Source organism: Kutzneria sp. 744, assembly GCF_000568255.1.
Classification (GTDB): Bacteria; Actinomycetota; Actinomycetes; order Mycobacteriales; family Pseudonocardiaceae; genus Kutzneria.
In genome coordinates this window covers 10,422,927-10,447,614 of sequence record NZ_KK037166.1, presented here as the reverse complement: position 1 = coordinate 10,447,614, position 24,688 = coordinate 10,422,927, and the positions used below count along the sequence as shown (strand labels likewise).

Below are 24,688 nucleotides of genomic sequence, written 5' to 3'. Positions count from 1 at the left end.
CCCTTCCGGGGAGCGGCCGACGGGCTTGACCCTGACCGTAGGTCAGGGTTCGAGCCTTGTCCCATGACGGAGAACATCACTTCCGCGGCTCGGCCCGCTCCGCCGACCGGTGGGTTCCAGGAGATCGACGGCCGCCGCGTTTTCGTGCGTCGGACGGGCAGCGACGGACCGGCCGTCGTCTTCCTGCCCGGTGCCAGCTCGGTCGGTCTGGACTACTTCCTGGTCCAGCAACAGGTCTCGCGGTTCACCACCGCCGTTGTGTACGACCGCGGCGGCACGGGCTACAGCGATCCGCTGCCACTGCCACGCACCGCCGCCGCGGTCGCCACGGAACTGCACGAGTTGCTGCACGCCCAGGACATCGCCGCCCCCTACGTTGTGGTGGCGCACTCCCTCGGCGGCGCCTACGCGCATCGGTTCGCGCAGCTGCACCCACGCGAGGTGGCCGGGCTGGTCTGGTTGGATGCCTTCCATCGCGACTGGGACGACTTCATGCCCGCCGAGGCGGCCCTGGCCGCGGGCGAGCGGATGGCGCCTGATCCGGCGCAGATCCAGCAGATGCGCCCAGCCCTGCGCGAGATGTACACCGAGTTGTTGGCGGGATACCCGGAGCACGTGCGGCTGCCGCTGATCGATGCCCACACGAGCGACGAATGGCTCCAGGCCGGCTTCGCCGAGCGCGGCAACCTCGTCGCACTCGCCGAGGAACTACGGGCCGGACCGGACATCCCCGACGTCCCGCTGATCGCGCTCACCGCGGAGGGCGTCGACCCCGCCCAGCGCGCGCTGACGTCGCAGCAAACGCGGCTGCGTATAGCGGAGCGGACGCTGCGGGAGATTGGTGAGGGCAAGCGGAGGATGATCGCCGCCCTGGTGAGCGCGGTCTCGCACGGGGAACAACGCACCGTCTCCGGCATCGGCCACAGTCAGCTCTGCTTCCAGCGGCCTGATGTCGTGGTCCAGGCGATCCGCGACGTGGTGGACCGCGCGGCCCGCGCCTAGAGTCGTCACGACAGTCGGAGGAGGACGGTGCTCACGATCAGCCAACTCGCGGCGACCGCCGGCGTGACCGTACGCACCGTCCGCCACTACCACCGCATCGGCCTGTTGGCCGAGCCCGACCGCGACGCCTCCGGCTACCGCCGCTACAACGCGCAAGCAGCGGTGGACCTCATCCGGATCAGGACCCTGGCCGATGCCGGGGTGCCGCTGGCCCGCATCGACGCGCTGCTGCACGCCCAGCCGACCGAGTTCGCCGCGGCCATCACCGACATCGACGCCGACCTGCAGCGCAAGATCGACCGGCTCGCCGAGCACCGGCGCCGGATCGCCGAACTGGCCGGCGGTGAACGGCTGGTCCTGCCGCCCGAAGTGGTCGCCATCCTGGACCGGATGCGCGGCATCGGGGTCAGCGAACGGACCGTGCGACTGGAGCGGGACGCGCGCATCTTGATACAGGCACTGGACCCGCGCGCCACCTCTCAGTGGATACAGGACAAGAACGCCGGCTTCGCCGACCCCGACCGGACGCGCCTGTACCTGGCCTGTGATCAAGCAGTCGACTGGGATCCGCACGATCCACGGGTGGACCAGCTCATCGATGACCTGGACGCCTGGGAGCTCGAACACGAAGGCGACCTCAGCCGGCCAGGGAGCAGGACGGTGGTCTCCTCCCTGGTCACCGAGGCATCACCGGCGTGGCAGCGGATCCTCGATGTGCTCGCCCACCGTGCCCTGCGGCGCAGCATCGCCGTGCCCGACACCTGATCTCCGGCCGACTCCGGACAAACGCACATCGGCAGATGCGGATGGTCTACTGGACCCCTGGGCGCCAGCCCGCAGGCGGTCCATCAGCGATTCTCGCGGTTCGGGCTCGGCCGCGTGGCCGACCGGCGGGTCCGGCGCCCGTTCAGCCTGTGTCGGCGGTGCTGGCTGGCCGTGCGGACTTGCTGGGGCGTGGCTGGGAATTGAGTAGTTGCCCGGATGCCGGGCCGGGGAGCAGGCGCGAGGATTCCCGCTGTGCACAAACGACCGGCCGCGTCGGCCGAACAGGGCCTTCCCGCGCGTGGGCTGGCGGGGCAATGCGCTCGGGCTGCGGCTGTCGGCGGTGTGCTCGGCCTGGCGGTGACCGCGTTCGCCCTCACCATCGCCGACAAGGAACTGGGGGCGCTGGGCGAGTTGGCGGCCGCTGTGCTCGCAGCCTTGGCGCTGTCCTGGCCGCTGCTGCTGATCGTACGAGTGAGGCGGCCCGGGCTGACAGCCCTGCTGGCCCCGGTGGCGCTGGTGGCGCTGACGCGGGGCCTGACCATGCTCGCCCCCTACGCCTCAGGCCTTGGCCAGTGGCAAGAGCCGGCCACGGTGATCGCGGTGGCCGTGGTGGCGGCCGGCGGCTATGCGGCAGCCGCGTTCGTCGGCGGGCCGGGCGCCCGGCCGCGGTGGCGGGTCATCGTGGCGGTGATGGTGGTTGCGCTGATCCCCACGGCGATGGTGGTGGATCCGATCCAGCGGGCCGCCCGCGACGCAAACGAGGCCGCCGGCAGAGGCGCCCAGCTGGCGGCCTTCCCGCATCCACTGTTCGCCCCGGACCTGCCCGGCTACACGATCATCGAGTACCACGTCGAAGACTCCGGGTCCTCCTTCGCCTTCTGGCTGCGGCCCACGTCGGCGCGCCAGCAGGCGGACGGGCCCTCCACGCTGTCGGCGGCCGACGCCTCGCTGAACATCGCGGTGGTCCAGACGTCCGCGCCCGCGGGGTTCAACCCCCCGGCCGACTGCGTGATCCCCAACCTGGGCAGCGACAGCAAGGCCGCCGCGCCGTGCGTCACGGCCGCCCCCGACGTCTGGCGAGTCTCCAAACCGCCCAACGGGTGGGCGTCGCTCTACCTCGCCCGCAGAGGCGACCGGGTCATCCAGATCAGCACGGCGTCAGCGGCAATCCCGGAAAGCGACCTGGCGAGGGCGGCGACCACCCTGCGCCAGCAGCCACCAAGCTACTTCCTGGGTTGACCCCGGTCCCCGCTGAGCCCACCCTGGCCGATTGACACATCAATGACTGAGATGTCCCCCGCCCGCAACGCTTTCCACGCCGACCCGACCGAAGTGCCGTCCAATGCAACCGGTGCGGTGGATCATCCGTCCTGAGAATGTGGAGACAGCGGAGCGGAAGCCGATCATCGCGGCCACGGCGGTCGGCGTTGCCGCGGTCGCGGCGGTTGTGCAGTATGCGGCGCCTTTAGTGGTGCCGGCGTTGGAGCGTGAACCGGGCGCGCTGGAGGCCGGTCAGTGGTGGCGGTTGGTGACACCGCTGCTCGTGCAGACCCTGGGCTGGTACCAGGTGGTGACGAACCTGGTCACTCTGGTGGTTGTCGGCGTGGTCGCCGAGCGACTGTTCGGCCGCTGGCGATGGGCGGTGCTGTTCGCCGCCGGAACGATCGGCGGCCAGATCGCCGCGTATGCCTGGGGGGAACCCGGCGGTGGCGATTCGATCGCGATCTGCGGGCTCGCGGGCGGGGCGGTGGTCTGGTTGCTGGCAGACCGGCGGGACGCGAGCCGGTGGGCGGTGGGGGCTGTCGTGTGCTACATCGCCGCGTTGACGGGCTGGGGCTTCGGTGGGATCCGGGCCGCCGCAGTGGCCGCTGCCTTTGCCGCTGTCGTGGTGTTGTGCGTTGTTCGCGCTCGGGGACTCGCGTTGGCCGGATCGGTTGCCTGCGCTGTCGCACTGACGGTCGCCGCTGACCTGCACGGCGTTTCCTTGCTGTCCGGGATGGCGATGGCGCTGGTCATCACATGCTGCGGTGTGGGCTCTGCCCCAAGGTCCAACGCCGCGGCAGGCTTCGTTCCTGTCACGGACCGCTGATTCGGCTCCCCCGCAGGGGCTTTCGACGGTGACTCGTCAATCTCTTCATCCGAGTGCATCCACTTGAAGAACTGGTGAGAAGGCGGCGTAACTCTGCCTGAGTTGTCACGACCTCCCGCCGGCGCGCGATCGGGAGAACCCTGTCACCCGGGCGACTTCTCGACCGGCGTACCCCGCTGACCCCACGGTTGGCGTCCATGCCGGCAGGCTGCCCGCGGTACGGATTGGCTTGTCCCGCTTGGGGTCGGTCGACGTAATGAGCCGATAAGTCTTCTGTAAGGAGCAATCGGCCCGGTGGGGCGTAGCGTCACCGCCGTCGAGCTCGAACACTCCGCGATTCCCCTGCCACAGCGCCATGTTCGGCTCGCGCGTCGTGCTTTTCCCGTAACGGCAAGGAGTGTTTCGTGAGAATTCGCGATCGGCGCCGCGCGATCATGTTATCCGCCGTGGGGTTGGCGGTGGCATCGGTCCTCGCCTCTGTCGTACCCCAGGCCGCTGCTTCGGCAACCGGCGGCGACCACCCGTCCGACGCCGGCACCGGGGCCACGACAGGAACCCTGCCGGTCAGCAAGACCATCCTGCCGAGCGCGATCAAGGTCGACCTCCAGAACGAGTACGTCCGGTTGCCGCTGCACAAGGGGGACTACAAAGGCCGGACGGTCTGGTACGTGCTGACCGAGGCCTCGGACCAGGGCGCCGCTGACGACCTCGGGCTGAACTACGCGCCGAAACTCGCCAACGCCTCGGTCGGCTGCCCGAGCTGCGTCCAGGACGTCACCCTCACCGGCGGGGCCAACGCCATCTTCAACGAGGCCACCATCCACTTCGCCGGCGTCCCCGACTTCAGCCCGAGCCGGGTGCTGACGGCAGGGCCGACCGGGTTCCCGCCCAGCCAGGCCACACCCGGCGCCGTCGGCGGCCCCGGCTACAGCCCCTTCATCCGCGTCGCGGGCTCCCCGATCGTCTACAACGCACCGATCGTCGCCGTCGGCGACGGCCCGTTCGACGTCGACCACCACACCAACACCGCCGACCGCGTGCTCGCGGTGCATCCGGCCGCCAAGGACACCGGCCCGGCACAGTTCCACGGCGCGTCCGTCGACCTGTTGTTCATCCGGGGGTTCGACTCCGGCAAGTCGATCATCTACATCTCCACCGACGCCAGTGACGCGACGACGGCGGTGCTGGAGCGCGCGACATACGTCCCGGCGCTCAACAATGTCGCCTTCCCCGGCGGCGACGACTTCCTCGGCAGTGCCCGTGAGCGCATCTTCCCCTTCGTCAACGGGCAGACCGGCGCGAACAACCCGCAGGCCCAGGGTTTGTCGCACCTCATCCTGGACGGCCACGCCGGCGAAGACGCCTCGCTGGGCGACAAGGCGCTGCTGCAGGCGCTGAGCCACGGTGGTGACGCGCTCAACATCCAGGGTGACTTCCCCACGCTCAAGCAGAACAACCGTCGTGACGCCTACAGCCCGCTGTGGGAGGCGCAGTTCGGTGAGTGGACGCAGAAGGCGGTCCAGCAGAAACTGAACACCCGGCAGACCGACGAGTTCCAGATCCTCAAGCTCGCCGCCGAACACCCCGATCTCCTCACCGCACCCGGCGGTGCGCCCTACGGCAGCGTCAAGGCGTTGATCGACTGCCCGGTGATCGGGTACCTGACCACCGAACCGCAGGAGGACCTGATCCAGCCGGCCCCGGGATCGGCAGTCGACTTCTCAGGCGCCTACTTCCAGGGCTGACAAGCGCCGCAACCGCACTGGCCCGCGACGAAGTGGGCCGCCGCCATGGCGGTGGCGCGGATGCCGCCGGACCGAGCTCGATGGTCCGGCGGCATCCGCGTCAGCAAAGGACCAACACGAAGATCGCCCTCAGTCCCTGGATTCCCCAGGCTGGTAGGCCATTCAACAAGCAGCCGACGAGCGGGTTCTCTCATGTGCTCGACCGCGAGGCGACCGAGCGAGGCGCTGTCGCGGGGATGGCACTGTCGATGAGGACGGCAGCGATGGCGGCAGCGGTGGGAAAGGTTTCGGCATTGAGGGCCCGGTTACGGGCCGAGGCACCATCGAGCAGCAGCGCCAGTTGTTCGCCGAGCTGTTCGGGGTTGGTGGCGCCGGCTTCGCGGGCGGTCTCGGCCAGCCGTGCGGCAACGGCTTTCTTGTAGTCGTGAGCGCGTTGGCGTGCGGGGTGGTCGGGGTCCTGGATTTCGACGGCCGCTCCGATGAAGGGGCACAGGGGCGTGACGTCGTCCTGCGTCGCGTTCGTAGGCGCCTCGAAGACAGCGAGAAGCCGTTCTCGGGGCGTGAGGTCGGTGCGGTCGAACACACCGGACATGACGTCGGGATCGAACCGGCGCAGGTACTCGGCGACGAGTTCGTCCTTGCCGCTGAAGTGCTGGTAGGCCGTGCGCTTCGACACCCCGGCGACCGCGCAGAGCTGGTCCATACCGGTCTGGTTGATGCCTTGCTCGCGGAACAGCTGTTGTGACGCGCTGAGGATGCGCTCGCGAGCGCCCCTGCCGCGCCGCTGGCCCTGGGGGCCCTTCTCCAGCTCCGTCATGCCTCCAGTGTAGCCGAGGTGGATAACGACCGGTGTACATAGCTTGCGCGTGAACTGGTCGCCTGATACGTTATGCACACAGATCGGTTTACATAGCCGTTTTCGAACGCCCCCAAGGCAATGGAGTGACAGTGGGAAAGCTCGACGGCAAGGTGGCAGTGATCACGGGTGGGACAAGTGGCTTGGCACTGGCCGGCGCCAAGCTGTTCGTCGACGAAGGAGCGCATGTTTTCATCTCGGGCCGGCGGCAGGAAGCGCTGGACGACGCCGTCAAGAAGATCGGCCGGAACGTGACCGGCGTGCCGGGCGACGCGGCCGATCTGGACGACTTGGACCGCTTGTTCGACACGGTCCGGCAGGAGAAGGGCTCGATCGACGTGTTGTGGGCCAGCGCCGGCACGGGCGAGCAGCGCAAGCTCGGCGAGATCACCGAGGAGCACTTCGATGCCACCTTCGGGCTCAACGCGCGCGGCACGCTGTTCACGGTGCAGAAGGCGTTGCCGCTGTTCAACGACGGCGGCTCGATCTTCATGACCGGGTCGAACGCTTCACTCAAGGGCTATCCCGAGTGGAGTGTGTATTCGGCGAGCAAGGCCGTGCAGCAGGCCTACGCCCGGGTGTGGCTGGCCGAGCTGAAGGACAGGCGGATCCGGGTGAACGTGCTGACCCCCGGCCAGGTCGCCACGCCGAAGCAGGAGGAGTTGTTCGACGAGGCGACGAAACGGCAGTTCGAGTCCCTGATCCCGCGGGGAGAGATGGGCCGCCCCGAAGAGATCGCGACGGTCGCGTTGTTCCTCGCCTCGGACGACTCCAGCTATGTGAACGGGATGGAGCTGACCGTCGACGGCGGCACTGCGGCGATCTGAGCCTCAGGAAACAACCTTTTCGACCCTCAGTCAGGACGGGACGACTCATGGGCAGCATCAGCATCATCGGCACCGGGAACATGGCCCGCACCATCGGCGCGCTGGCGGTCGCGGGCGGCAACACCGTCGAGGTCATGGGCCGAGACCAGGCCAAGGCCGCCGACCTGGCCAAGGCGCTCGGCGGCAGCGCCACCACGGGAGAGTGGGGCGCCGTCCCGGCCGGGGACATCGTCATCGTGGCCCTGTTGTCCGCCGGCGTCGTTCCGGCCGTCGCCCACTACGGAGACGCCCTCGCGGGCAAGGTCATCGTCGACATCAGCAACCCGTTCAATTCCGCGGCCGACGGGCTGGTCCACGGCGAGGGCACCTCGATCGCGCAGGAAGCCGCCAAGGCGGCACCGGCCGGCGCCAGCGTCGTGAAGGCGTTCAACACGATCTTCCGGCATGTCCTGGAGAAGGGCCGCCCCGCCGTCTTCATCGCCGGCGACGACGCGCACGCCAAGGCGCGCGTGGAGACGTTCGTCAAGAGCCTCGGATTGCGCCCGCTGGACGTCGGCGACCTGAAGATGGCGTACTGGCTGGAAGGCGCGGGCGTGATCACGATGGGCCTGGCCCGCCACGGCGTGGGGAACTGGGACTTCGCCCTCGACGTCGCCTGAGCAACGTCAAGGCGAACGTCCTGTCATGCCGCAGGTGGCCCCGCTGATGTCCGCTACTGCCGAATTGAGGCTGCGGCCCAGGTGGGTGAAGGCGGGCCGTCGGAAACTGGACGCAGACGGGAAGAACGCGCCCGAAGATCGCTAGCCCAGAACCCTGGTAACCGGCAAACCACGGGAATTCGCGTCCATTCCTCGTTCACATCGCGGCGAGCCCGGCCTGGTAGGCGAGGATCACCAGGTGCACGCGGTCGCGCGCGGCCAGTTTGAGCATGAGCCGTCCGACGTGGGTTTTCGCGGTCCCTGCGGTGATGTGCAGCTGTAGCCCGATCTCGGCGTTGGACAGTCCGGCCGCAACCAGGGCGAGGACTTCCCGTTCCCGTGCGGTGATCGCGGCGGGCAGGTCGGCACGCGGGGACGGCCGGAGCGGCCGGGCCGCGAACTCCGCGATGAGCCGGCGCGTCACGCCGGGAGCGAGCAGCGCGTCCCCGGCCGCGACCACCCGGAACGCCGTCAGCAGTTCGGCCGACGGGGTGTCCTTGAGCAGAAAGCCGCTCGCACCGGCGCGCAGGGCCGCGAACACGTACTCGTCCAGATCGAACGTGGTCAGCACGAGCACCCGCACCCCGGTCAGCTCCGCGGTGATCCGCCGGGTCGCCTCGATGCCGTCAAGTTCTGGCATCCGGATGTCCATCACGACGACGTCGGGCCGATGGGCCGCGGCCAACCGGACCGCCTCCGCGCCGTTCGCGGCCTCCCCGACGACGTCGAGATCGTCGGCCGAGCCGACGATCTCGCGGAACCCGGCCCGAACGAGGGCCTGGTCGTCGGCGATGAGCACCCGGATCACCGGCGGGCCCCGTCCGGCAGCCGCGCGGCGACCTCGAACCCGCTGGGCGTCGGGCCGGCGCGCAGCTCGCCGCCGCAGAGCGCGGCCCGCTCGCGCATCCCGACCAGCCCATGCCCGCCAGGCCTGGGCGGCCCGCCGCGGCCGTCGTCAGTGACCGTCAGCAGCACAGCGTCCTGCCCGTAGACGACGGTGACGCGGCACGTCGGAGTCCCGGCATGCTTGACCACGTTCGTCAGGGCCTCCTGCACGATCCGGTAAGCCGAGACGTCGACCCCCGCGGGCAGCGGCCGTGGCGTGCCCCGCACCACGACGTCAACGTTGACTCCGGCGGCCGCCGTGCGCGCGACAAGGCCGTCCAGCCGGGCCAGGCCCGGCGCCGGTCCGAGCACGCCACGCGATTCGGTGTCCCGCAACACACCCAGCATCCGGCGCAGCTCGGCCAGCGCATCGCGACCGGTGGTCTCGATGACGCCGAGCGCGGCTGCCGCAACGGCCGGCTTGCGGTCGAACACCAGCCGGCCCATGTCAGCCTGGACGGTGATCACGCTCATGCTGTGCGCGACGACGTCGTGCAGTTCCCGCGCGATGCGCAGGCGCTCGTCGGCGACCAGCGCCTCGGCTTCGCGTTCCCGTTGCGCCGCAAGGGCTTCCGCGTACGCATGATACTGCGCCCGCAACAACCCCACACCCCACCCGATCACCACGACGGCCCCCGGAAGCAGCACCGTCACCCACTGTCCGTTCCAGACGGCCGCGGCTACGGCAACCACGACCAGGATCACCGCGAGCCCCCCGTACGCGCGGCGGGAACCACGCGCCGCCACCGAATACGCGACCACCGCCATCGGCACGGACGCGAACGGCACCACCGGCACCACCGACGTCGCCAGCGACATGTCGAACAGCGGGATACTCAGCCCGAACGCCACCCACGGCCACCGTCGGCGCAGTATGAGCGGCACGGCAAGGACAGTGGCGCCGAGCAGACCGACCCACCGTGACGCCGGCGCCGCCTCGCTGTGCCCGCCGAGCAGCGGGCCGCCCCACACCACCGCGACCGCGACGGCCGCGACGCAGTCCAGCGCGAACCAGTGTCCCGGCCGCAGCCGCCGCAGCGGCGGCGGGCGCACGTCCATCACCATCGCCCGACCGTAGCCGGACCTCACACGCGCACGCATCACTCTCAGGGCGTATGCCCACGGGCGTACGCCCCAGGGCGCCTGCCCGTGCGGCGATGACGCGGTCGCCGCCGTCCCAGCATGGTGGAGCGACCAGAAAGGGAGTGCCGATGATCGATGCCGACGAGCTGACCAAGACCTACGGCCGCCGCCGCGCGGTGGACCAGCTGACCTTCCGTATCTTGCCCGGGCGGGTGACCGGGTTCCTCGGACCCAACGGTGCGGGCAAATCCACCACCATCCGGCTGATCCTCGGCCTGGACTCGCCGACACACGGCCGGGTGCGAATCGACGGGCGGCCTTACCGCGGGCTGCACCGGCCGCTGCGGCACGTCGGCGCGCTGCTCGACGCGAACGCCGTCCACGGCGGCCGCCGCGCCCGCGATCACCTGCGCTGGCTCGCGCAGACCAACGACATCCCGCGAAGCCGCGTCGCCGAGGTGCTGCGCATGACCGGCCTAGCCGAGGCGGGACATCGGTGCGTCCGCGGGTTCTCGCTCGGGATGAAGCAGCGGCTCGGTATCGCCGCGGCCCTGCTCGGCGACCCGGAGATCCTGATCTTCGACGAGCCGCTCAACGGCCTCGACCCCGACGGCGTGCACTGGGTCCGCGGGCTGATCCGGTCGATGGCCGCCGAGGGCCGCACGGTGCTGATCTCCAGCCACCTGATGAGCGAACTGCAACTGACCGTCGATCACGTGTTGATCCTCGCCCGTGGCCGGCTGCTGTCGGACTCCGGCATGGCGGAGTTGGTCCGATCGAGCGGGGGCGACGTGCTGGTCCGCACTGCCGGTGACACACCGCTCGCCGCGCTGCTCACCGTCCGCGGGGCCACGGTGGCGCCGGAATCCGGCCAGGGCTTGGCAGTGACAGGTCTCGGCCCGGGCGAGATCGCCACGGTGGCCGCCACGCACGGCATCGCGCTTGTCGAACTGACTCCGCGTGCACCGTCGCTCGAGAAAGTCTTCCGCCGCATCACCGATCCCGAACTCCAGTACCGCGCCGAGCCGCGCCGGGAGGACGCCCGATGACCCTGTTCCCGACCGGCCTGGTCGCCGCCGAGTGGACGAAACTGCGCTCGGTCCGGTCGACACCGTTGATCCTCGCCGTCGCGACGGTCGCGACCATCGCGATCGCGGTATTGCAGGCCCGCTCGACAATCGGCGCGTGGGACGGCTGGGGGGCGCGCGCCCGTGCCGAGTTCGATCCCGTGTTCACGACGTTCACCGGATTCCAGGTGGCACAGCTGGCTTTCGGGCTGCTCGGCGTCCTGGCCGTCACCACGGAATACAGCACGGGCACGATCCGCGCGACGTTCGCCGCGGCGCCTCGGCGCGGCCGGGTGCTCGCGGCGAAGCTGCTCGTCCTGGGCACCGTGGCACTGGTGGCCGGGCAGGCACTGGCGTTTGCCGCCTTCTTCGCCGGGCAGTTCGTGTTGGCGGGCAAGCACTTGGACGTCGCACTCGGCGACCCGAACGTCCTGCGCGCGGTGCTGGGCCAGGGTTTCTACCTGGGCACGGTCACGATCCTCGGTGCCGCGATCGGCACCCTGCTTCGGCACACCGCGGGCGCGACCGCACTCACCACCGGGCTGCTGTTCCTGTCCATCATGGTGCTCAAGGCGGTCTCCCCCGACGGCTCCAAGGCCCTGATCCACTGGGCTCTGGCCGCGGCAGGAGAAGGCCTGACCTGGACAACGTTTCACGACCCTGACTGGCCGACCGCAGGATTCGCCCTGGTCGTCTGCCTGACCTACCTCACCGTCAGCGTCACGGCGGCGGCCTGGCGGCTGACTCGCCGCGACGTGTGAGCCCAGGCTCGGCACTCCAGTGGCTGCGACCGCAAGGTCAATGACAGCAACAATCACAACCCGAGGAGAGCGTGTGAAAGCAAGCCGCATGGGACGCCTCGCGGCACTGGGCGTCGCCGCGTTGTGCGTGGCGGGATCCATCCACACGGCCAACGCCACCCCGGTGGCGGGTCCACTCCAGCTCACCCTGCCGCCACCCACCGGACCCCGTTCGGTCGGCACGGTGTCTCTGCATCTCGTTGACCCGTCTCGGCATGACCCGACGGGCGCCCAGAACGCGCTGCGGGGACTGATGATCAGCCTGTGGTATCCGACCAGCCGTATCGGCGGGTATCCGGTGGCGCCCTGGCTGCCGGCGGGGGCGGCCACCCGGTTTCTCGCCGACAACGGGCTCACCCCTGGCCAGGTCCGGGTTCCGCTGACCCACGGCCACGAGGGCGCTCCGGTCGACCGGCACGAGGGCCGGCTGCCGATCGTGGTGTACTCGCCCGGCCACGGCTCCGTCCGGTCGGCGAACACGGTGGTGGTGGAAGAGCTGGCGAGTCGGGGTTATCTGGTGGTCACCATCGACCACACCTACGACGCGGAGGCGGTGGAGTTCCCCGACGGCCACGTGGTGCCGGGGTTGCCCGACGGTATGGTGGCCGATCCGGCGCGGACGCGGGTCGCCGACACCCGGTTCGTGCTCGACCAGCTGCGACTGCTCGACACCGGAGGCAACCCCGACGCCGAACACCGCCGACTGCCCGACGGCCTACGTGGTTCGCTGGATCTGTGCCGCATCGGCATGTTCGGCGAGTCCGCCGGCGGCAGCGCCACCGCCAACACCATGTTCGAGGATCAGCGGATCAGGGCCGGCCTCAGCATGGACGGTCCGATGTTCGGTCCGGTGGTCACCGGCGGCCTTGATCGGCCGTTCCTGTTGATGGACGCCGACCGAACCAGCCGAAAGCTGCTCGCCGACCAGCAGACGTTCTGGTCGAACCTGCGCGGTTGGCGGCTCAACACCGGACTTCCCGGCGCGGCACACGTCTCCTACGGGGACGAGGAACTGCTGGTGCCGCAGATCGCGCCGCTGCTCGGCTGGTCCCAGGCAGAGATCGACAAACAGATCGGCACGCTCCGGCCGCAACGCGTCGAGGCAGTGCAGCGGGCCTATCCGCTGGCCTTTTTCGATCTGACTCTTCGGCACCAGGGCCATCTGCTGGACGGTCCATCCCCTCGGTACCCGGAGGTGACCTTCCTTCCCTGAGCGGCGACGGCCGAGTCCGGGATCAGGTTGTTGCAGACGTGGTCAAGGGCGAGGTTCTGGCCGGTGCCGGCGACGCTCAGGTCGTTGTCGGCGATGACGAGGTTGCCGTTGGCCAGGTTCACCGCGAGCTGCATGCCGTAGATCGTTATGTGCCCTGGTTTGGGGCTGGCCACCGTTGGCGGAATCACAGATGGCCTCAGCGCACTGTCTGGGTAGAGTTGGGCAGTGCCGGAGCTTGAGCAGCTGCATGCAGGCCATGCCCCAGCGGTCCTGGCCTTCGAGCTGGTGAACCGCGCCTACTTCGCCGCTTCGGTCTCCGACCGCGGCGACGAGTTCTTCGACCAGTTCTCCGACCGGCACAACGATTTGTTGGCTGAGCAGGAGGCCGGCATCTGTGCCTTCTACGTGCTCGTCGCTGATGACGGCTCGGTTCTAGGCCGGTTCAACCTGTACGACCTCGAGGACGGCACTGCCAAACTCGGCTATCGGGTCGCACAGCAGGTCGCGGGCCGCGGCGTGGCGACCGCGGCCGTCCGGGAGCTGTGTCGGATCGCGGCAACGCGGCACGGGCTGCGCACACTGCGGGCGGCCACCTCCCACGGCAACACCGCGTCCCAGAAGGTGCTGTCCAAAGCCGGGTTCGTCCCGGCCGGCCCGGCCGCCCCGGCCGATCTCGGCGGCAAGTCAGGCAGCTGGTACCAGCGAGACCTCCAGCCATAGAGCCCAAGCCGGCCATCATCGACGACAAGCCGCGTCGGTGGTCATCGTCTCCGGCGCGAAGAACGGTGGACCGGCCCCCGGGGTGGCCGGCCGCCGGCGTTCGACGCGGTGGACCATCGAGGCCGCACCGTGATCGAATGCGGCTTCGCGGTGATCAGGCAGTGACGGGGTATCGCCACCCGGTACGACAAACCTGCCGTGGTCTACCGGGCGGCGATCGTCCTCGATGCGGTGGTCACCTGGACCACAGCTTGTCAAGCCACGCCCTAGCCGATCACCACGATCTTCTGAAGCAGACCGCCCGGCTCTTTGACCATCTCGCCCGGGTTGCGACTGTGCGGCTTGTCCCCCGCGTAGTAGACGGTGATCCGGTAGCCACCGGCCCAGACCTCGTCGTAGTAGTCGTTCGAGTACAGCGTCTCACCGCCGCCGTTCGGGAACTGGAAGCACTGGTCGTCCCAGCCGTAGTGCACGATCTTCACCGGCCATTTGAGGTACGGCCCGTAGCAGCTGACCCTGGTGAAATTCGGTGAAACCGTGTTGGGCGTCGTCGAGACCGAGGCCGAGGCCGAAGCCGTCGACACCGCGCCAAGGCCCGCGATGGAGACAGCCACGGCGAGCGCGGCGAACTTCTTGTGCACGTTGCCTCCTGAGGTTCAGGCGAAACAGATGTCGGTCCCGTCGTCCCGCTGCTTCTCGCTGTTGTAGAAGATCTGGAGCGTCGCGTGTTCACAGGTGGACAGCACACCGGCGGCGGGCCCGTAGAACTCCTGCTGCGAGGTGTTCGTCCACACGTACGGGCGGGCGCAGCCCTCCGCCACCGCACCATTGCCGTCCGATATCGGGTAGACCGGGTAGCCGGGCGGCCGAAGCCTGGAGGGACACGTGGTCAGGCCGACGGTCCAGCCGGAGTGGCTCGCGGTGAACCAGCTCCACATCCAGAGATACGAACAGCCGCCGCTGGTCAGCTTGAGCGAGGCGACCTGCTGCGAGTAACCGCTGAAGTAGATGGGCGTGTTGGCCACCTCGCTGCCGCACGAGGCCATCGGCCGCGCGGCCGCCTGCGCCTGCCCGGCCACAGCCAGCGGAGCGATCGTCAACGCCAGCGCAAGCGCCGTTTGCGCCGCACGTTTCATGGCTGTTCTCAAGACATTCCCCTCCTGATGACGCCAGTCGGATTCCCCGAGAAGGCGCGCCGGTCAGGCCACCCAGAGCTGGTCGATCTCGGTGTTGTCCCACTGGTAGTGGTCGAACGCGCACGAGAACTGGGAATACTGGTGGTTGCTGACGGCCGAGTTGCCGAGGTAATAGCACTGCGGCTGGGTGTAAAGGCCGAGCATCCTGCCACCGCCGCCGCCAGGAGGACCCGCGACGGCGTTGGCGGGACCAGTGGACAGAACGGCCGCGCACACGGCGAACGTTCCCACAGCGACTAGGCGAACAATGCGGGATTTCGACGTCAAGACGCTCCCCCTTTGTTATGGCCCGCGCGGTTTTGCGAATTCCCTGTCGCGCACGGGCCGGCCGACGCCAGTCAGCTTGTCCAGGCTCGGTACCCGTCCGGTACCCGCCTGGTTCCCTCGGCCTCACGCCGCCGGTTCGGCCAGTCGGGCGCGCAGGACGTCGGCGTCGGCGTGGTGCAGGTCGTCGAGGATGGGCAGGGCCTGCCGCCAGGCGTCGTGCGCGGCGCGGAGGTCGCCCGCCGCCCGATGGGTGTCGCCGAGGCGGATGAGCGTGTCGGCCTGGGGATGCCGGGCGCCCAACTTCTCATACAGGACAAGGGCGTTGTGGTAGCTGCTGACTGCCAGGCGGTGCTCGCCGAGGTTGTGGTGGGCGCAGCCGATACTGTCCCAGGTGTCCGCCTCGCCGTGCCGGCTGCCGACCACCCGGTGCAGGGCGAGAGCCTCGTCGCAGTACCGCAGTGCCTCCCGGTGCCGGCCAAGCTGGGTCTGCATCCAGCCGATCGCGTTCAGCGCGTCTGCTTGCCCGGCGACGTGTCCGGCCGCGTGGAACAGCGCGTAGGCGGCCTCGCCGTGCTCCAGGGCTTCCGGGTAGTCGCCCTGCGCGTAGGCCACGATGCCGAGGTTGTTGTAGCCGCGGGCTTGGCCGACCAGGTCTCCGCGCCGCTCGTCCAGGGCGATCGCACCGCGCAGGCTGTCCCGTGCGTCCGCGTGACGGCCAAGTCGGATGTACGCACGCGCCAGTTCGCGCAGGCACCACGCCTGCCCTTGCGGCTCACCGGCGCGTTCGGCCGCGGCGATCGCGACCAACTGAGTGGCGACCATCTGTCCCCAGTGCCCGGCACGGATGCTGAAACTGCTTACACACCAGGCAAGTTGCCAGGCGTGGGTGGCGAAGCCGGCATCAGCGGCGCGCTCGACGGCAGCCGCGAACACCAGCCACTCCGTGGCGAACCACTGCCACGCCTGCTCATCGTCGGCGAGTTCGTCGACGACGACCCCGGTCCGGGGTCGCCCGAGGAACAGCCGGTCGTTGGGCGGGTTGAGCAGCAACACGCCCGCGTGCGCAGTGTGCAGGTAGTGGTTGAGCATGCGGTGCATGGCGTCCTGGCGCGCCTGCTCGTCCTCGTCCTCGCACGCCTTGCCGGCCGAATACGCCCGCAGCAGGTCGTGATAGGCGAACCGGCCGGTGTTGGGTTCGGTGAGCAACTGCGCCCTGGTCAGCTCGGCCAGGGCCACCCGGGTCTGGACGCGGTCGGTGCCGGTGAGGCTGGCGGCGGCCGACACCGAGATGACCGGGCCCGGATGCAGGGCCAGCAGCCGGAACATCCGGGCCGCCGCGGCGCTCAACGTCCGGTAGGACCAGGAGAACACCGCGCTGACGTCGACCCCCGTGTCCCCGATGTCCAAGGCGTGCAAGCGATCCCGGACATCGCGCAGCTGCCCCGCCAGCTCGGCCAGCGACAGCATGGACGTGAGGGTTGCTCGCGCGGCCGCCACACTGAGCGCCAGCGGCAGGTGCACGCACAACTCGATCAGGTCGCTGACCGCCTGCGGTTCGGCGTCCAGCCGCTCCTGGCCCAGCCGGCTGGCCAGCAGGTCATGGGCTTCGGCGGTGCTCATCAGGTCCACCGGAACGGCGCGTGCCCCCTCGCTGGCGATGAGGCCGCCGAGCGCGTCCCGACTCGTGACGACGGTCAGGCAGTGGGCCGAGCCCGGCAGCAGCGGCCGGACCTGACTGGCGTCGCGGGCGTTGTCCAGCACCACGAGGATCCGGCGGTCGGCCAACTGGGACCGATACAGCGCCGCCTGCTCGGCCAAGCCGGTCGGAATCCGCGGCGCTGGCACGCCAAGCGCGTCAAGGAAACCCCGGATCGCCTCCGCCGGCTGCACCGGCTCGCCGCTGGGGTCGTAGCCGCGCAGGTTGACGTAGAGCTGCCCGTCGGGAAAGCGGTCGGCGATCTGGTGTGCCCAGTGCACGGCCAACGCCGTCTTCCCGACACCAGCGGTGCCGTTGATCGCCGAGATCACGACGGTCTCGTCCCGGTCCAGCAACGCCGTGAGCTCCTTGAGCTGCGACGCCCGACCGGTGAAACCCGCCACCGCGCAGGGCAGTTGCCGCGGCACCGTGCGTGACGGAGGTGCCGGTGCGGCAGGGACGGCGTCGTCGCGCAGGATCGTCACGTGCAGCTGTTGCAGTTCCGCGCCGGGCGTCAGCGCGAGATCCTCGGCCAGCCGCTCGTGGATGCGACGATAGACCTCCAACGCCTCGGTCGTGCGCCCCGACCGGTGCAGGGCCGCCATCAGCTGACCAACCAGCCGTTCCCGCAACGGATGCTCGGCGACCAGCACCGTCAGCTCGGCCACCACAGCCGCGTGGCCGCCGGTGGCCAACTCCCAGTCGATGGCGTCTGCCAGCGCCGTGAGACGGCTCTCCTCCAACCGCGTGGCCTGCACCGCGAGACCCGGCGTGACTCCGCTCAGCGCCGGGCCTCGCCACAGTCTCAGCGCCTTCCGCACGACATCAGCCGCACCCGCCGGATCGGTGACCGCGAGCTGCCGGGCCTCGGCCACCGCCTCGTCGAAAACACCGACGTCAACCTGGCTCGGCTCGGCATTCAGGACGTAGTCGCCCGATCTGGTGGTGATCGCGTCGCCCAGAGTGGCCCGGAGCTGAGACACCAGCTTGATCACCTGTCTGCGCGCCGACGCCGGCGGATTCTCTTCCCACACCGCGTCGACCAGCGCGCTGACCGACACTGCGCGCCCCGGGCTCAGCGCCAGCGCCGCCAGCACGGAACGCTGGTGCCGACTGGACACCGCCAGCCGCTCCGCGCCGCGCCAGCTCTCCACCGGCCCCAGCAGTCGAAACTCCACTCGATCGGTGGCGCCCAACGGTCCCCCTCGTTGCGCATACCCAACTCCCCCGACGCCGGTCCCCAGCCGGCGCTCACCACAAGCACACGATAGGCACGTGGACACCCTCCACACGGGGGAATCGCCACGATTGACGTCCGCGTCGACCAACTAGTGGATGGCGGTGTCCCCGCCTGGCGGCGCTCGACTTGAGTGCGGTGCGCGAGGCGGCGGTCGGGCAGGCTAGTTTGCCCGGGTGAGTCTCCTCGATGATGTGGCCGAGCGCGACGGCTGGCGGTGCTGGGTATGCGACGAACCGGTCGACCCCGACATGTCCGTGAACGATCCGCGGGGGCCCAGCGTCGACAGCCGGACCGCCGACCGGAAGGCCAAGGTCGCCGAGCGGCTCGCGCACCGCGGGTGCAACACCCGCAAGGGCGCGGTCAAGGTGGTCATCGCCTGGTCGGACCGCCTGCACGTGGTCGAGCCTGCGCCGCTGATCACCGTCGCCGGGAGGCTTGAGCGCAAAGGGGGCCGCGAGATGGTGGCCCGTTGCCCGACCAAACGCGACGCCCAGGAGGCTGCGGATTGGCTGGTGGACAGGTTCTCCCGGCTGGTGCCAGGGCTGCCCGTGACCGCCGCCATCGAGGCGGGCGGCGGCCAGTTCCTCGTCATCCTGGCCACCGGCCGCCGCTGACCGGGGATCACCGGGCAGGCACTCCCGTCGAGCTGAACTGTTGGCCTACATCGATCTCACCGCACCACTGGCCAGGAGGAGGCCAGCGCCCGCCGAACCGTTGTGATGGCTCAATGGGTGAACAGGGTGTACGGCAGGACGTTGGCGAGGGCCAGGTACCCGGCCGGGTCGAGGTGCAGGTGGTCACCGGTGTCGTAGGTCGGCCGGATGCGGTGGGGGTCGGCCGGGTCTCGGACGACCTGGTCGAAGTCGGCCACCGCGTCGAACTGGTTGCTGGTGCGGATCCACGAGTTGACCGCCTGGCGGGCGGCCTCGTGGGCGCCGGCCGCGTCGTCGTAGCTGTTGCCGCCGAACGGTGTGATCGTCGCGCCGTACACCTTGATGCCGGCCGCGTGGGCTTTGGTGATGAATTGCCGGTACGCCGCGGTCAGGGCGGCAGCGGTCTCGGGTGAGCCGTTGACGCCGAGGTCGTTGACGCCTTCGAAGACGATCAACCACTTGACGCCGCTCTGGCCGAGGACGTCGCGGTCGAAGCGGGACACCGCGGTGGGGCCGAGTCCACCGCTGAGCACCGCGTTGCCGCCCGCGGCCTCGTTCGCGACGGCGACGTCCGCGGTGGCGCCGTGCTTGTGGAGCCGGACGAACAGGTCGTCGGGCCAGCGGTCGTTGCCGTTGGTGGTGGAGCCGCGGCCATCGGTCAGCGAGTCTCCGAGCAGCACCGCCGCACCGGTGTGCGGCGGCGCCCACACGTCCAGGCCGCTGAGGAAGTACCAGTGATCGACCGGGGCCGTGTCGGTCAGGGCGGTGTCGGTGAGGTGGTTGCCCTTGGCCAGGTAGGAGGTGGTGCGGGAGCCGGGGTGTGACGTGATGTGGCTCGATGCCTGCCCCTGGGCGAGGTAGAGCGTCACGGTGAGGTTGGCGCCGCTGGGCACGCTGACGTCCAGCGGGTCGGAGCTCGTCTCCTTGCCGACCGGGACGGTCACCGATCGTCGGCCGCCGAAGGTGACGGTCTTGGCCGTGCCGGCTCGGATCCCGCTCACCCCGGCGGCGCCGCCGGTCGGCGCCGCCACGGAAGCGGCGGTGATCGGCAGTGGCGCGCCCCCGAAGACGTTGTTCAGGTGCAGCCGGAACCGGGAGCCACCGACCGACACGTGAATGGTCTGGCGCAGTGTGGTGTCCACCATGACCTGGTCGCCCTGCGTGTACGGGGCAGGCGGCATGTTGGACGTCTCGGTCAGCTGCGGCATCGACGTCCAGGTCGCCACCCAGTGGTCACCCCCGGAATCGTTCGGCGAGGCGGTGGCGACGCCACCGGTCGTGCCGACCGCGAGGACGGTTATCGCCGCGAGCCAGAACCGACTGCGAGCGAGCTTCATGGCTCCTCCGATGGGGCGAGGTTTCACGGGTGGCGGGAAGTGCGGTCGGCTGCGCTGCGCGCAGGTCAGGTGGTGCCGCAACGACGCCGTCCGCCGCCGTCCTTCGACGCTCAGGGGATCAGATAGGTGACGAGGGACCGGGCGGGAACGGTCGCGGTGAACGCGCCGGCACTGAGCCCGACGGCGGCCTGGGCAGCGGTGCTGTTGGTGGCGTTGGTCAGGAACGGGGTGGCGGCGCCGCCCGACCTGCCGCTCACGGTGTAGGCGGCGGACACGTTGCTGGATCCGGTGTTCAGCACGACGATCACGGTGGATCCGTCGCTGTTGCGGTACGCCGAGACGGTCAGGTTGCTGTCGCCACTGGTGGCGCCGATCCGGGTTGCCCCAGGGCGGATGAACCGGCTGAAGTTGGACAGCGCGTAGTACCGCTTGGACGCCTTCAGGGTCGAGCCGGACAGGCCGATCAGGGCGCTGTCGTGGCCGGTCGAGCTGATTCCCCACCAGTACAGGAAAGCGTTGAGGTTGGCTCGGGTCATGCCGGTCTGGATGCGCTGCGCCCAGGTGAAGCCCGCGCTGGTGCTGCCGTCGTCCCACGAGGTGTTCCAGGTGCTTCCGTTCACCCCCCACTCGGACTCCCAGACGCTGTGGCCGCCGGAGCTGACGGTGGCGGCCGGGGCACTGGAGTAGCCGTGGCTGGTCCACAGTCCGGCGTTGGCGTTGCCCACGGCGCTGATGTAGCCGGGCAGCAGGTCGAAGCCGAGGGTGTCGCAGCACGCGGCCTTGGTCGAAAGGCCCGATGCCGTCAAGGCGGCGGAGAAGGTCGGCATGAAGCTGGCGGCCTGCGACGCGCTCACGAGCATGCTGGCGTAGCTGGTCTTCAGGGAGGGCTCGTTCACGAAACCCAGTGCCGACGGGGTGAGACCGGCCGACGCCCAGTACTTCGCGTGCTGCACCAGATAGTTGGCGTAGGCCTTCCGCCAGTCACCGGATGAGCACGACGCACCCGAGGTGCCGCACAACGAGCCGCCGTTCGAGTCGCTGCCGTTGGTTTTCATGAACCCGGGAGCGCTCCACGCATCGTTGTAGAAGGTGGTCACCCCGTAGCCCTTGGCCTGTCGGGCCAACCACAGTTGTCCTTGGTCGGTGGCATCGTCGTTGCCGTTCCAGACGTAGGTGGGCGTGGCCGACGGGCTGCCCGGCGACTTCGGCTCGATGGAGTCGCTGCCCGAGGGGATGAGGCTGCGCAGGATGCTGAACCCGGCGCCGTCGGCCGTGCCGAACAACATGTTCAACGCCTGTTGACGGGTCGCGCCGGCCGCGTTGCGGATGGCATTGGCCTGACCGAACGCCTCGGAGACACCGAATCCGTCGATGCGCTGGAACGTCGTGCCGGGGTTGATCACCACCGTCGTCGCGGCACTGGCGGTCAGTTGACTCGTCCCGAGACAGACGAGCGTGGCGGCCATGACGGCAATCACTCGGATGCGTCTGGTTCGAGACATACAAGCCCTCCGAGCCTGTCGTCGACGAGTCTCTCCGAACGATCGCGGACGGGCTCGCGCCCTGGTAGACGTAGCTGATGGGGCGGGACGGACGTGCGGCGGCAGTAATGTCGATCCCGGCCAGCCTGGCAAGCGGTAGTGACGATCTCAAGCGCCGGCCGTGCCGTCAGGATGCTCCCGCAGGTCATGAGCACCCGCGGACGGCGACGCACGGGTGAAAGTTTCAGAAGCTCGGACGGCAGGGGTCATTGGCCGTGCTTTCGTAACGCAGAGCGCAGGGAATCTCTTTCATCCCGGTCCGGATGTGGTGGAAAGATAGAGATCGCGAACTGAGGATCCTCGACGTGGCGACGAGGCCCGGGAAGCGGGAAACAGCCGGAAGAACGCCGCGTCCCAATGAGACGCGTGTGGGACGGTCGTGGCCGTGTGCCCAGACGTGAATCCGACCCGTCGGTCTGGCCGTGCGACGTCCAGTCGGGCCGCACGGCACCGGCCGAGTAGCCAGCGCCGCATCGGTTACCCGCCCGGTCTCACCGGCCGCGCGCTGCCGCTGGTGGTGTTCTCCGCCGTGGCCGGCATCGCCGAGTTCCCGCTGCTGCGGTGGCATCGTTACGGCATCCGCCCGCGTGGTCGCCGCGGCGGCCGTCGTGGCCATCCCGTGGGGTTGGGGCGCCGCACAGTACCCGACCATGCTGGAGCCCGATGTCACCGTCGGCGCCTCGGCGGCGACCGACAGCGTCCTGACACCCGTGCTGATCGTGCTGGCCGTCGGCGCGGTGATCCTGATCCCGTCGCTGTGGTGGCTGTACAGCCTGTTCTCGCGCCATGTACCGGACACCGGCATGCGAACCGAATGACGAAGACCACCTCCGTGCCGTCCCCAACGCCGACGAAACATCATTCCGGTGACCATGTGCTGTCGGTGTCGGGACGACCGGGAGGACCCTCGCATGCGGATACTTGTCGTCGAGGACGAGCCATTGCTGGCCCAGACCGTGGCCGCGGGCCTGCGCGCGGAAGCCATGGCCGTGGATGTCGCCGGCACCGGCGCGGACGCGCTGGAGCGGCTCGCCGTCCACGACTACGACGTGGTGGTCCTCGACCGCGACCTGCCCGGCGTGCACGGCGACGAGGTGTGCCGACGACTGACCCGAGCCGGGGCGCCGTGCCGGATCCTCATGTTGACCGCGGCCCGGAGCCTGGACGACACGGTCGCCGGCTTCGGGCTGGGGGCCGACGACTACCTGGCCAAGCCCTTCCGGTTCCCGGAGTTGATCGCCCGGGTCCGCGCGCTGGGCCGGCGTGGCCCCAACGGCCGGCCGGCCGTGCTCGAAGCGGCCGGCGTGCGTCTCGATCCCCACCTCCGCGCAGTCACTCGGGACGGGCGGGAGATCCGGTTGACGCGCAAGGAGTTCGCCGTGCTCGAACTGCTGCTCGCCGCGCAGGGCGGCGCGGTCAGCGCGGAACACCTGCTGGAAAAGGCCTGGGACGAGCACGCGGACCCGTTCACCAAGGCCGTGCGGATCACGATCCACTGGCTGCGTCGCAAGCTGGGCGAGCCGGCCGTGATCCACACCGAGGCGGGCGTCGGCTACCGGCTGGCCGACCGGTGACCTCCCGCCGACCGGCCTTGACCATTCGCGCCCACCTCGCCCTGGTCTACGGCATCACGTTCGCCGTCGCCGCGACCGTGCTGTCGGTGGGCGTGTACCTGCTGACGTCCACCCTGTCGGCGCCGGCCCAGCCCCCGGCCGCCACCACGTCGCCCAGCGGCACACCGAGCTCGGCGGCCCACCAGGCGGTTGCCGATCAGGGCGCGCTGCCCGGTCTCGCCCTGGCGGCGGGGATCGCCCTGGTCGCCGGCCTGGCCGTGGCCTCGGTCCTCGGCTGGGTCGTGGCGGGCCGCATGCTGGCGCCGATCAAGCGGATCACCGCGATCGCCCGTGACACCGCATCGCGCAACCTGCACGCCCGGGTCGCACTCGCGGGTCCGCGCGACGAGATCAAGGAGCTCGCGGACACTTTCGACGGCATGCTGGCCCGTCTGGAGCGGACCTTCCAGTCGCAGCGGCGTTTCGCCGCCAACGCCTCGCACGAGTTGCTGACCCCGCTGACCACCGGCCGGGCCATTCTCGAAGTGGCCGCGGCCACCCCCGCGAAGTGCGACGTGCCGGTCCTGATCGAGCAGTTGCTCACCGTCAACCGGCAGAGCGAGCAGCTGGTCGACACCCTGCTGGAGCTGGCGCGCGCCGAACACGGCGTCGTACGGGCCACGCGCACGGATCTCGCCACGGTGGTCGAGATGGCCCTTGCGCAGACGCGATCAGAAGCGACGGAAAGGGAGCTGGCGATCGAGGTGGTGTCCGCGCCGGCAGTTGTGGACGGCGATCCGGGGCTGCTCGACCGCCTCGTCGTCAACCTGCTGCGCAACGCCGTGCGGCACAACCGGCCCGGTGGTCACGTCCGGCTTCGCCTCGGCTCCGACGAGGCCGGACCGGTGCTGACGGTGTCCAACACGGGCCCGGAAGTGCCGGCCGACCGGCTCCATGAGCTGTTCGAGCCGTTCGTCCGCGCCACGCCGCGCACGCGCGGCGGCCACGGGCTCGGCATGGCGATCATCCGCGCGGTCGCCGAGGCGCATCGCGGCGCCGTGACGGTCGAGCCCAATCCCGGCGGCGGCCTGACCGTCGCCGTCCGCCTCCCAGCACTCGACGACGCCCAATGCCGACGAAACCTCGGCTCTGCCTGAATGGGTCCTGGCCGGGACGACGCACCGTCCCGGCGGGCACTCTCGAAAGGAGCTTGAGATGGTGCAGAACCGGGTGAAGGCGATGATCGCGGGAGGCGTGGCACTGGCCGGTCTGTTGGCCGGAGCCGGCGTCGTCTACGCGACGACCGGCGGAGCCGACGACTGTGGCCTGGCGCCGTCGCTGAGCAAGGCGGTCGGGCCGAACGGCGACACCTCGGCCGACACGAACGACGCGGCCACCGGTGGCCCGCTGTGCGTCGCGCCGGTCGCCCCGCTGGCCCCGATCTCCCGCTGACGG

At 69.8% G+C, this 24,688-nt stretch carries 25 protein-coding genes; 16 read left to right on the top strand and 9 right to left on the bottom strand.

Annotated features, from left to right (window positions below):
• The first annotated feature begins 63 nt into the window (after window positions 1-63).
• The 5 genes from KUTG_RS47445 (at window position 64) to KUTG_RS47425 (ending at window position 5,601) form a co-directional block, all read left to right on the top strand.
• Entirely contained in the window at window positions 64-1,002 is a 939-nt protein-coding gene (locus tag KUTG_RS47445; protein WP_043726504.1) for an alpha/beta hydrolase, read from the top strand.
• A gap of 27 nt (window positions 1,003-1,029) precedes the next feature.
• Window positions 1,030-1,767 carry a MerR family transcriptional regulator gene (locus KUTG_RS47440; RefSeq protein ID WP_043726502.1) on the top strand — a complete coding sequence of 246 codons (738 nt, stop codon included), beginning with the start codon at window positions 1,030-1,032 and terminating at the stop codon, window positions 1,765-1,767.
• Window positions 1,768-2,019: 252 nt separating this feature from the next.
• Window positions 2,020-3,006 carry a hypothetical protein gene (locus tag KUTG_RS47435; protein ID WP_157495299.1) on the top strand — a complete coding sequence of 329 codons (987 nt, stop codon included), beginning with the start codon at window positions 2,020-2,022 and terminating at the stop codon, window positions 3,004-3,006.
• Window positions 3,007-3,118: 112 nt separating this feature from the next.
• A complete protein-coding gene (locus KUTG_RS54915; protein WP_198047596.1) occupies window positions 3,119-3,856 on the top strand; it encodes a rhomboid family intramembrane serine protease in 738 nt (245 codons plus the stop codon).
• Between the two features lie 404 nt (window positions 3,857-4,260).
• Entirely contained in the window at window positions 4,261-5,601 is a 1,341-nt protein-coding gene (locus KUTG_RS47425; RefSeq protein ID WP_198047595.1) for a hypothetical protein, read from the top strand.
• Window positions 5,602-5,791: 190 nt separating this feature from the next.
• On the opposite strand, the gene KUTG_RS47420 is transcribed toward KUTG_RS47425, so the two are convergent.
• Complete coding sequence (locus KUTG_RS47420; protein WP_043726497.1) at window positions 5,792-6,418, bottom strand: TetR/AcrR family transcriptional regulator; 627 nt, start codon at window positions 6,416-6,418, stop codon at window positions 5,792-5,794.
• A gap of 131 nt (window positions 6,419-6,549) precedes the next feature.
• Here KUTG_RS47420 and KUTG_RS47415 point away from each other — a divergent pair, with 131 nt between their 5' ends.
• Both KUTG_RS47415 and KUTG_RS47410 read left to right on the top strand, forming a co-directional pair.
• A complete protein-coding gene (locus KUTG_RS47415; RefSeq protein ID WP_043726496.1) occupies window positions 6,550-7,284 on the top strand; it encodes an SDR family NAD(P)-dependent oxidoreductase in 735 nt (244 codons plus the stop codon).
• Window positions 7,285-7,331: 47 nt separating this feature from the next.
• A complete protein-coding gene (locus tag KUTG_RS47410) occupies window positions 7,332-7,943 on the top strand; it encodes an NADPH-dependent F420 reductase (protein WP_043726494.1) in 612 nt (203 codons plus the stop codon).
• A gap of 196 nt (window positions 7,944-8,139) precedes the next feature.
• Here KUTG_RS47410 and KUTG_RS47405 read toward each other — a convergent pair whose 3' ends face one another.
• Window positions 8,140-8,790 (bottom strand): response regulator, encoded by a 651-nt coding sequence (locus KUTG_RS47405; protein ID WP_043726493.1) that lies wholly within the window; start codon window positions 8,788-8,790, stop codon window positions 8,140-8,142.
• Window positions 8,787-9,932 carry a sensor histidine kinase gene (locus KUTG_RS47400; protein WP_043726491.1) on the bottom strand — a complete coding sequence of 382 codons (1,146 nt, stop codon included), beginning with the start codon at window positions 9,930-9,932 and terminating at the stop codon, window positions 8,787-8,789. The genes KUTG_RS47405 and KUTG_RS47400 overlap by 4 nt, the downstream gene beginning before the upstream one ends.
• Window positions 9,933-10,078: 146 nt before the next feature.
• On the opposite strand from KUTG_RS47400, the gene KUTG_RS47395 reads away from it, so the two are divergent.
• The 4 genes from KUTG_RS47395 (at window position 10,079) to KUTG_RS47380 (ending at window position 13,750) form a co-directional block, all read left to right on the top strand.
• Window positions 10,079-10,999, top strand: coding sequence for an ATP-binding cassette domain-containing protein (locus KUTG_RS47395; RefSeq protein WP_043733259.1), 921 nt, complete (start codon window positions 10,079-10,081; stop codon window positions 10,997-10,999).
• On the top strand, window positions 10,996-11,778 hold the full coding sequence (locus tag KUTG_RS47390) for an ABC transporter permease subunit (protein WP_043726489.1): 783 nt from the start codon (window positions 10,996-10,998) through the stop codon (window positions 11,776-11,778). The genes KUTG_RS47395 and KUTG_RS47390 overlap by 4 nt, the downstream gene beginning before the upstream one ends.
• Window positions 11,779-11,851: 73 nt before the next feature.
• Window positions 11,852-13,030 carry an alpha/beta hydrolase family protein gene (locus KUTG_RS47385; protein WP_198047594.1) on the top strand — a complete coding sequence of 393 codons (1,179 nt, stop codon included), beginning with the start codon at window positions 11,852-11,854 and terminating at the stop codon, window positions 13,028-13,030.
• A gap of 225 nt (window positions 13,031-13,255) precedes the next feature.
• On the top strand, window positions 13,256-13,750 hold the full coding sequence (locus KUTG_RS47380) for a GNAT family N-acetyltransferase (RefSeq protein WP_043726486.1): 495 nt from the start codon (window positions 13,256-13,258) through the stop codon (window positions 13,748-13,750).
• A gap of 266 nt (window positions 13,751-14,016) precedes the next feature.
• On the opposite strand, the gene KUTG_RS47375 is transcribed toward KUTG_RS47380, so the two are convergent.
• From KUTG_RS47375 to KUTG_RS47360, 4 genes are all read right to left on the bottom strand, one after another.
• Window positions 14,017-14,391, bottom strand: a complete 375-nt coding sequence (locus KUTG_RS47375; RefSeq protein ID WP_043726484.1) for a hypothetical protein — start codon at window positions 14,389-14,391, stop codon at window positions 14,017-14,019.
• Between the two features lie 15 nt (window positions 14,392-14,406).
• On the bottom strand, window positions 14,407-14,886 hold the full coding sequence (locus KUTG_RS47370) for a hypothetical protein (protein ID WP_043726482.1): 480 nt from the start codon (window positions 14,884-14,886) through the stop codon (window positions 14,407-14,409).
• A gap of 63 nt (window positions 14,887-14,949) precedes the next feature.
• Window positions 14,950-15,090 carry a hypothetical protein gene (locus KUTG_RS59875; protein WP_157495296.1) on the bottom strand — a complete coding sequence of 47 codons (141 nt, stop codon included), beginning with the start codon at window positions 15,088-15,090 and terminating at the stop codon, window positions 14,950-14,952.
• Window positions 15,091-15,336: 246 nt separating this feature from the next.
• Window positions 15,337-18,087: an AfsR/SARP family transcriptional regulator gene (locus KUTG_RS47360; RefSeq protein WP_043726479.1), complete on the bottom strand. Its 2,751-nt coding sequence runs from the start codon at window positions 18,085-18,087 to the stop codon at window positions 15,337-15,339.
• A 235-nt stretch (window positions 18,088-18,322) separates the two neighbouring features.
• Between KUTG_RS47360 and KUTG_RS47355 the strand changes: the two genes are divergently transcribed.
• Window positions 18,323-18,763, top strand: coding sequence for a hypothetical protein (locus KUTG_RS47355; RefSeq protein WP_043726477.1), 441 nt, complete (start codon window positions 18,323-18,325; stop codon window positions 18,761-18,763).
• Between the two features lie 110 nt (window positions 18,764-18,873).
• Here KUTG_RS47355 and KUTG_RS47350 read toward each other — a convergent pair whose 3' ends face one another.
• Window positions 18,874-20,139 (bottom strand): SGNH/GDSL hydrolase family protein, encoded by a 1,266-nt coding sequence (locus tag KUTG_RS47350; RefSeq protein ID WP_043726476.1) that lies wholly within the window; start codon window positions 20,137-20,139, stop codon window positions 18,874-18,876.
• A gap of 110 nt (window positions 20,140-20,249) precedes the next feature.
• Entirely contained in the window at window positions 20,250-21,605 is a 1,356-nt protein-coding gene (locus KUTG_RS47345) for a glycoside hydrolase family 30 beta sandwich domain-containing protein (protein ID WP_052396277.1), read from the bottom strand.
• A 662-nt stretch (window positions 21,606-22,267) separates the two neighbouring features.
• Between KUTG_RS47345 and KUTG_RS47340 the strand changes: the two genes are divergently transcribed.
• From KUTG_RS47340 to KUTG_RS47325, 4 genes are all read left to right on the top strand, one after another.
• Window positions 22,268-22,498 (top strand): hypothetical protein, encoded by a 231-nt coding sequence (locus KUTG_RS47340; protein ID WP_043726474.1) that lies wholly within the window; start codon window positions 22,268-22,270, stop codon window positions 22,496-22,498.
• A 93-nt stretch (window positions 22,499-22,591) separates the two neighbouring features.
• Window positions 22,592-23,254 (top strand): response regulator transcription factor, encoded by a 663-nt coding sequence (locus KUTG_RS47335; RefSeq protein WP_043726472.1) that lies wholly within the window; start codon window positions 22,592-22,594, stop codon window positions 23,252-23,254.
• 17 nt (window positions 23,255-23,271) lie between these two features.
• The gene (locus KUTG_RS62575) at window positions 23,272-24,390 is read left to right on the top strand and encodes a sensor histidine kinase (protein WP_198047593.1); all 1,119 of its coding nucleotides are present in this window, start codon (window positions 23,272-23,274) and stop codon (window positions 24,388-24,390) included.
• Between the two features lie 58 nt (window positions 24,391-24,448).
• On the top strand, window positions 24,449-24,685 hold the full coding sequence (locus tag KUTG_RS47325; RefSeq protein WP_043726469.1) for a hypothetical protein: 237 nt from the start codon (window positions 24,449-24,451) through the stop codon (window positions 24,683-24,685).
• Window positions 24,686-24,688: the final 3 nt, after the last annotated feature.

Coding starts and splice junctions, on each gene's coding strand:
- KUTG_RS47390 (WP_043726489.1), top strand. CDS start 10,996: ATGACCCTGTTCCCGACCGGCCTGGTCGCCGCCGAGTGGACGAAACTG.
- KUTG_RS47325 (WP_043726469.1), top strand. CDS start 24,449: ATGGTGCAGAACCGGGTGAAGGCGATGATCGCGGGAGGCGTGGCACTG.
- KUTG_RS47335 (WP_043726472.1), top strand. CDS start 22,592: ATGCGGATACTTGTCGTCGAGGACGAGCCATTGCTGGCCCAGACCGTG.
- KUTG_RS47445 (WP_043726504.1), top strand. CDS start 64: ATGACGGAGAACATCACTTCCGCGGCTCGGCCCGCTCCGCCGACCGGT.
- KUTG_RS47410 (WP_043726494.1), top strand. CDS start 7,332: ATGGGCAGCATCAGCATCATCGGCACCGGGAACATGGCCCGCACCATC.
- KUTG_RS47395 (WP_043733259.1), top strand. CDS start 10,079: ATGATCGATGCCGACGAGCTGACCAAGACCTACGGCCGCCGCCGCGCG.
- KUTG_RS47400 (WP_043726491.1), bottom strand. CDS start 9,932: ATGGTGATGGACGTGCGCCCGCCGCCGCTGCGGCGGCTGCGGCCGGGA.
- KUTG_RS47420 (WP_043726497.1), bottom strand. CDS start 6,418: ATGACGGAGCTGGAGAAGGGCCCCCAGGGCCAGCGGCGCGGCAGGGGC.
- KUTG_RS47345 (WP_052396277.1), bottom strand. CDS start 21,605: ATGGCCGCCACGCTCGTCTGTCTCGGGACGAGTCAACTGACCGCCAGT.
- KUTG_RS47370 (WP_043726482.1), bottom strand. CDS start 14,886: ATGAAACGTGCGGCGCAAACGGCGCTTGCGCTGGCGTTGACGATCGCT.
- KUTG_RS59875 (WP_157495296.1), bottom strand. CDS start 15,090: ATGCTCGGCCTTTACACCCAGCCGCAGTGCTATTACCTCGGCAACTCG.
- KUTG_RS47350 (WP_043726476.1), bottom strand. CDS start 20,139: ATGAAGCTCGCTCGCAGTCGGTTCTGGCTCGCGGCGATAACCGTCCTC.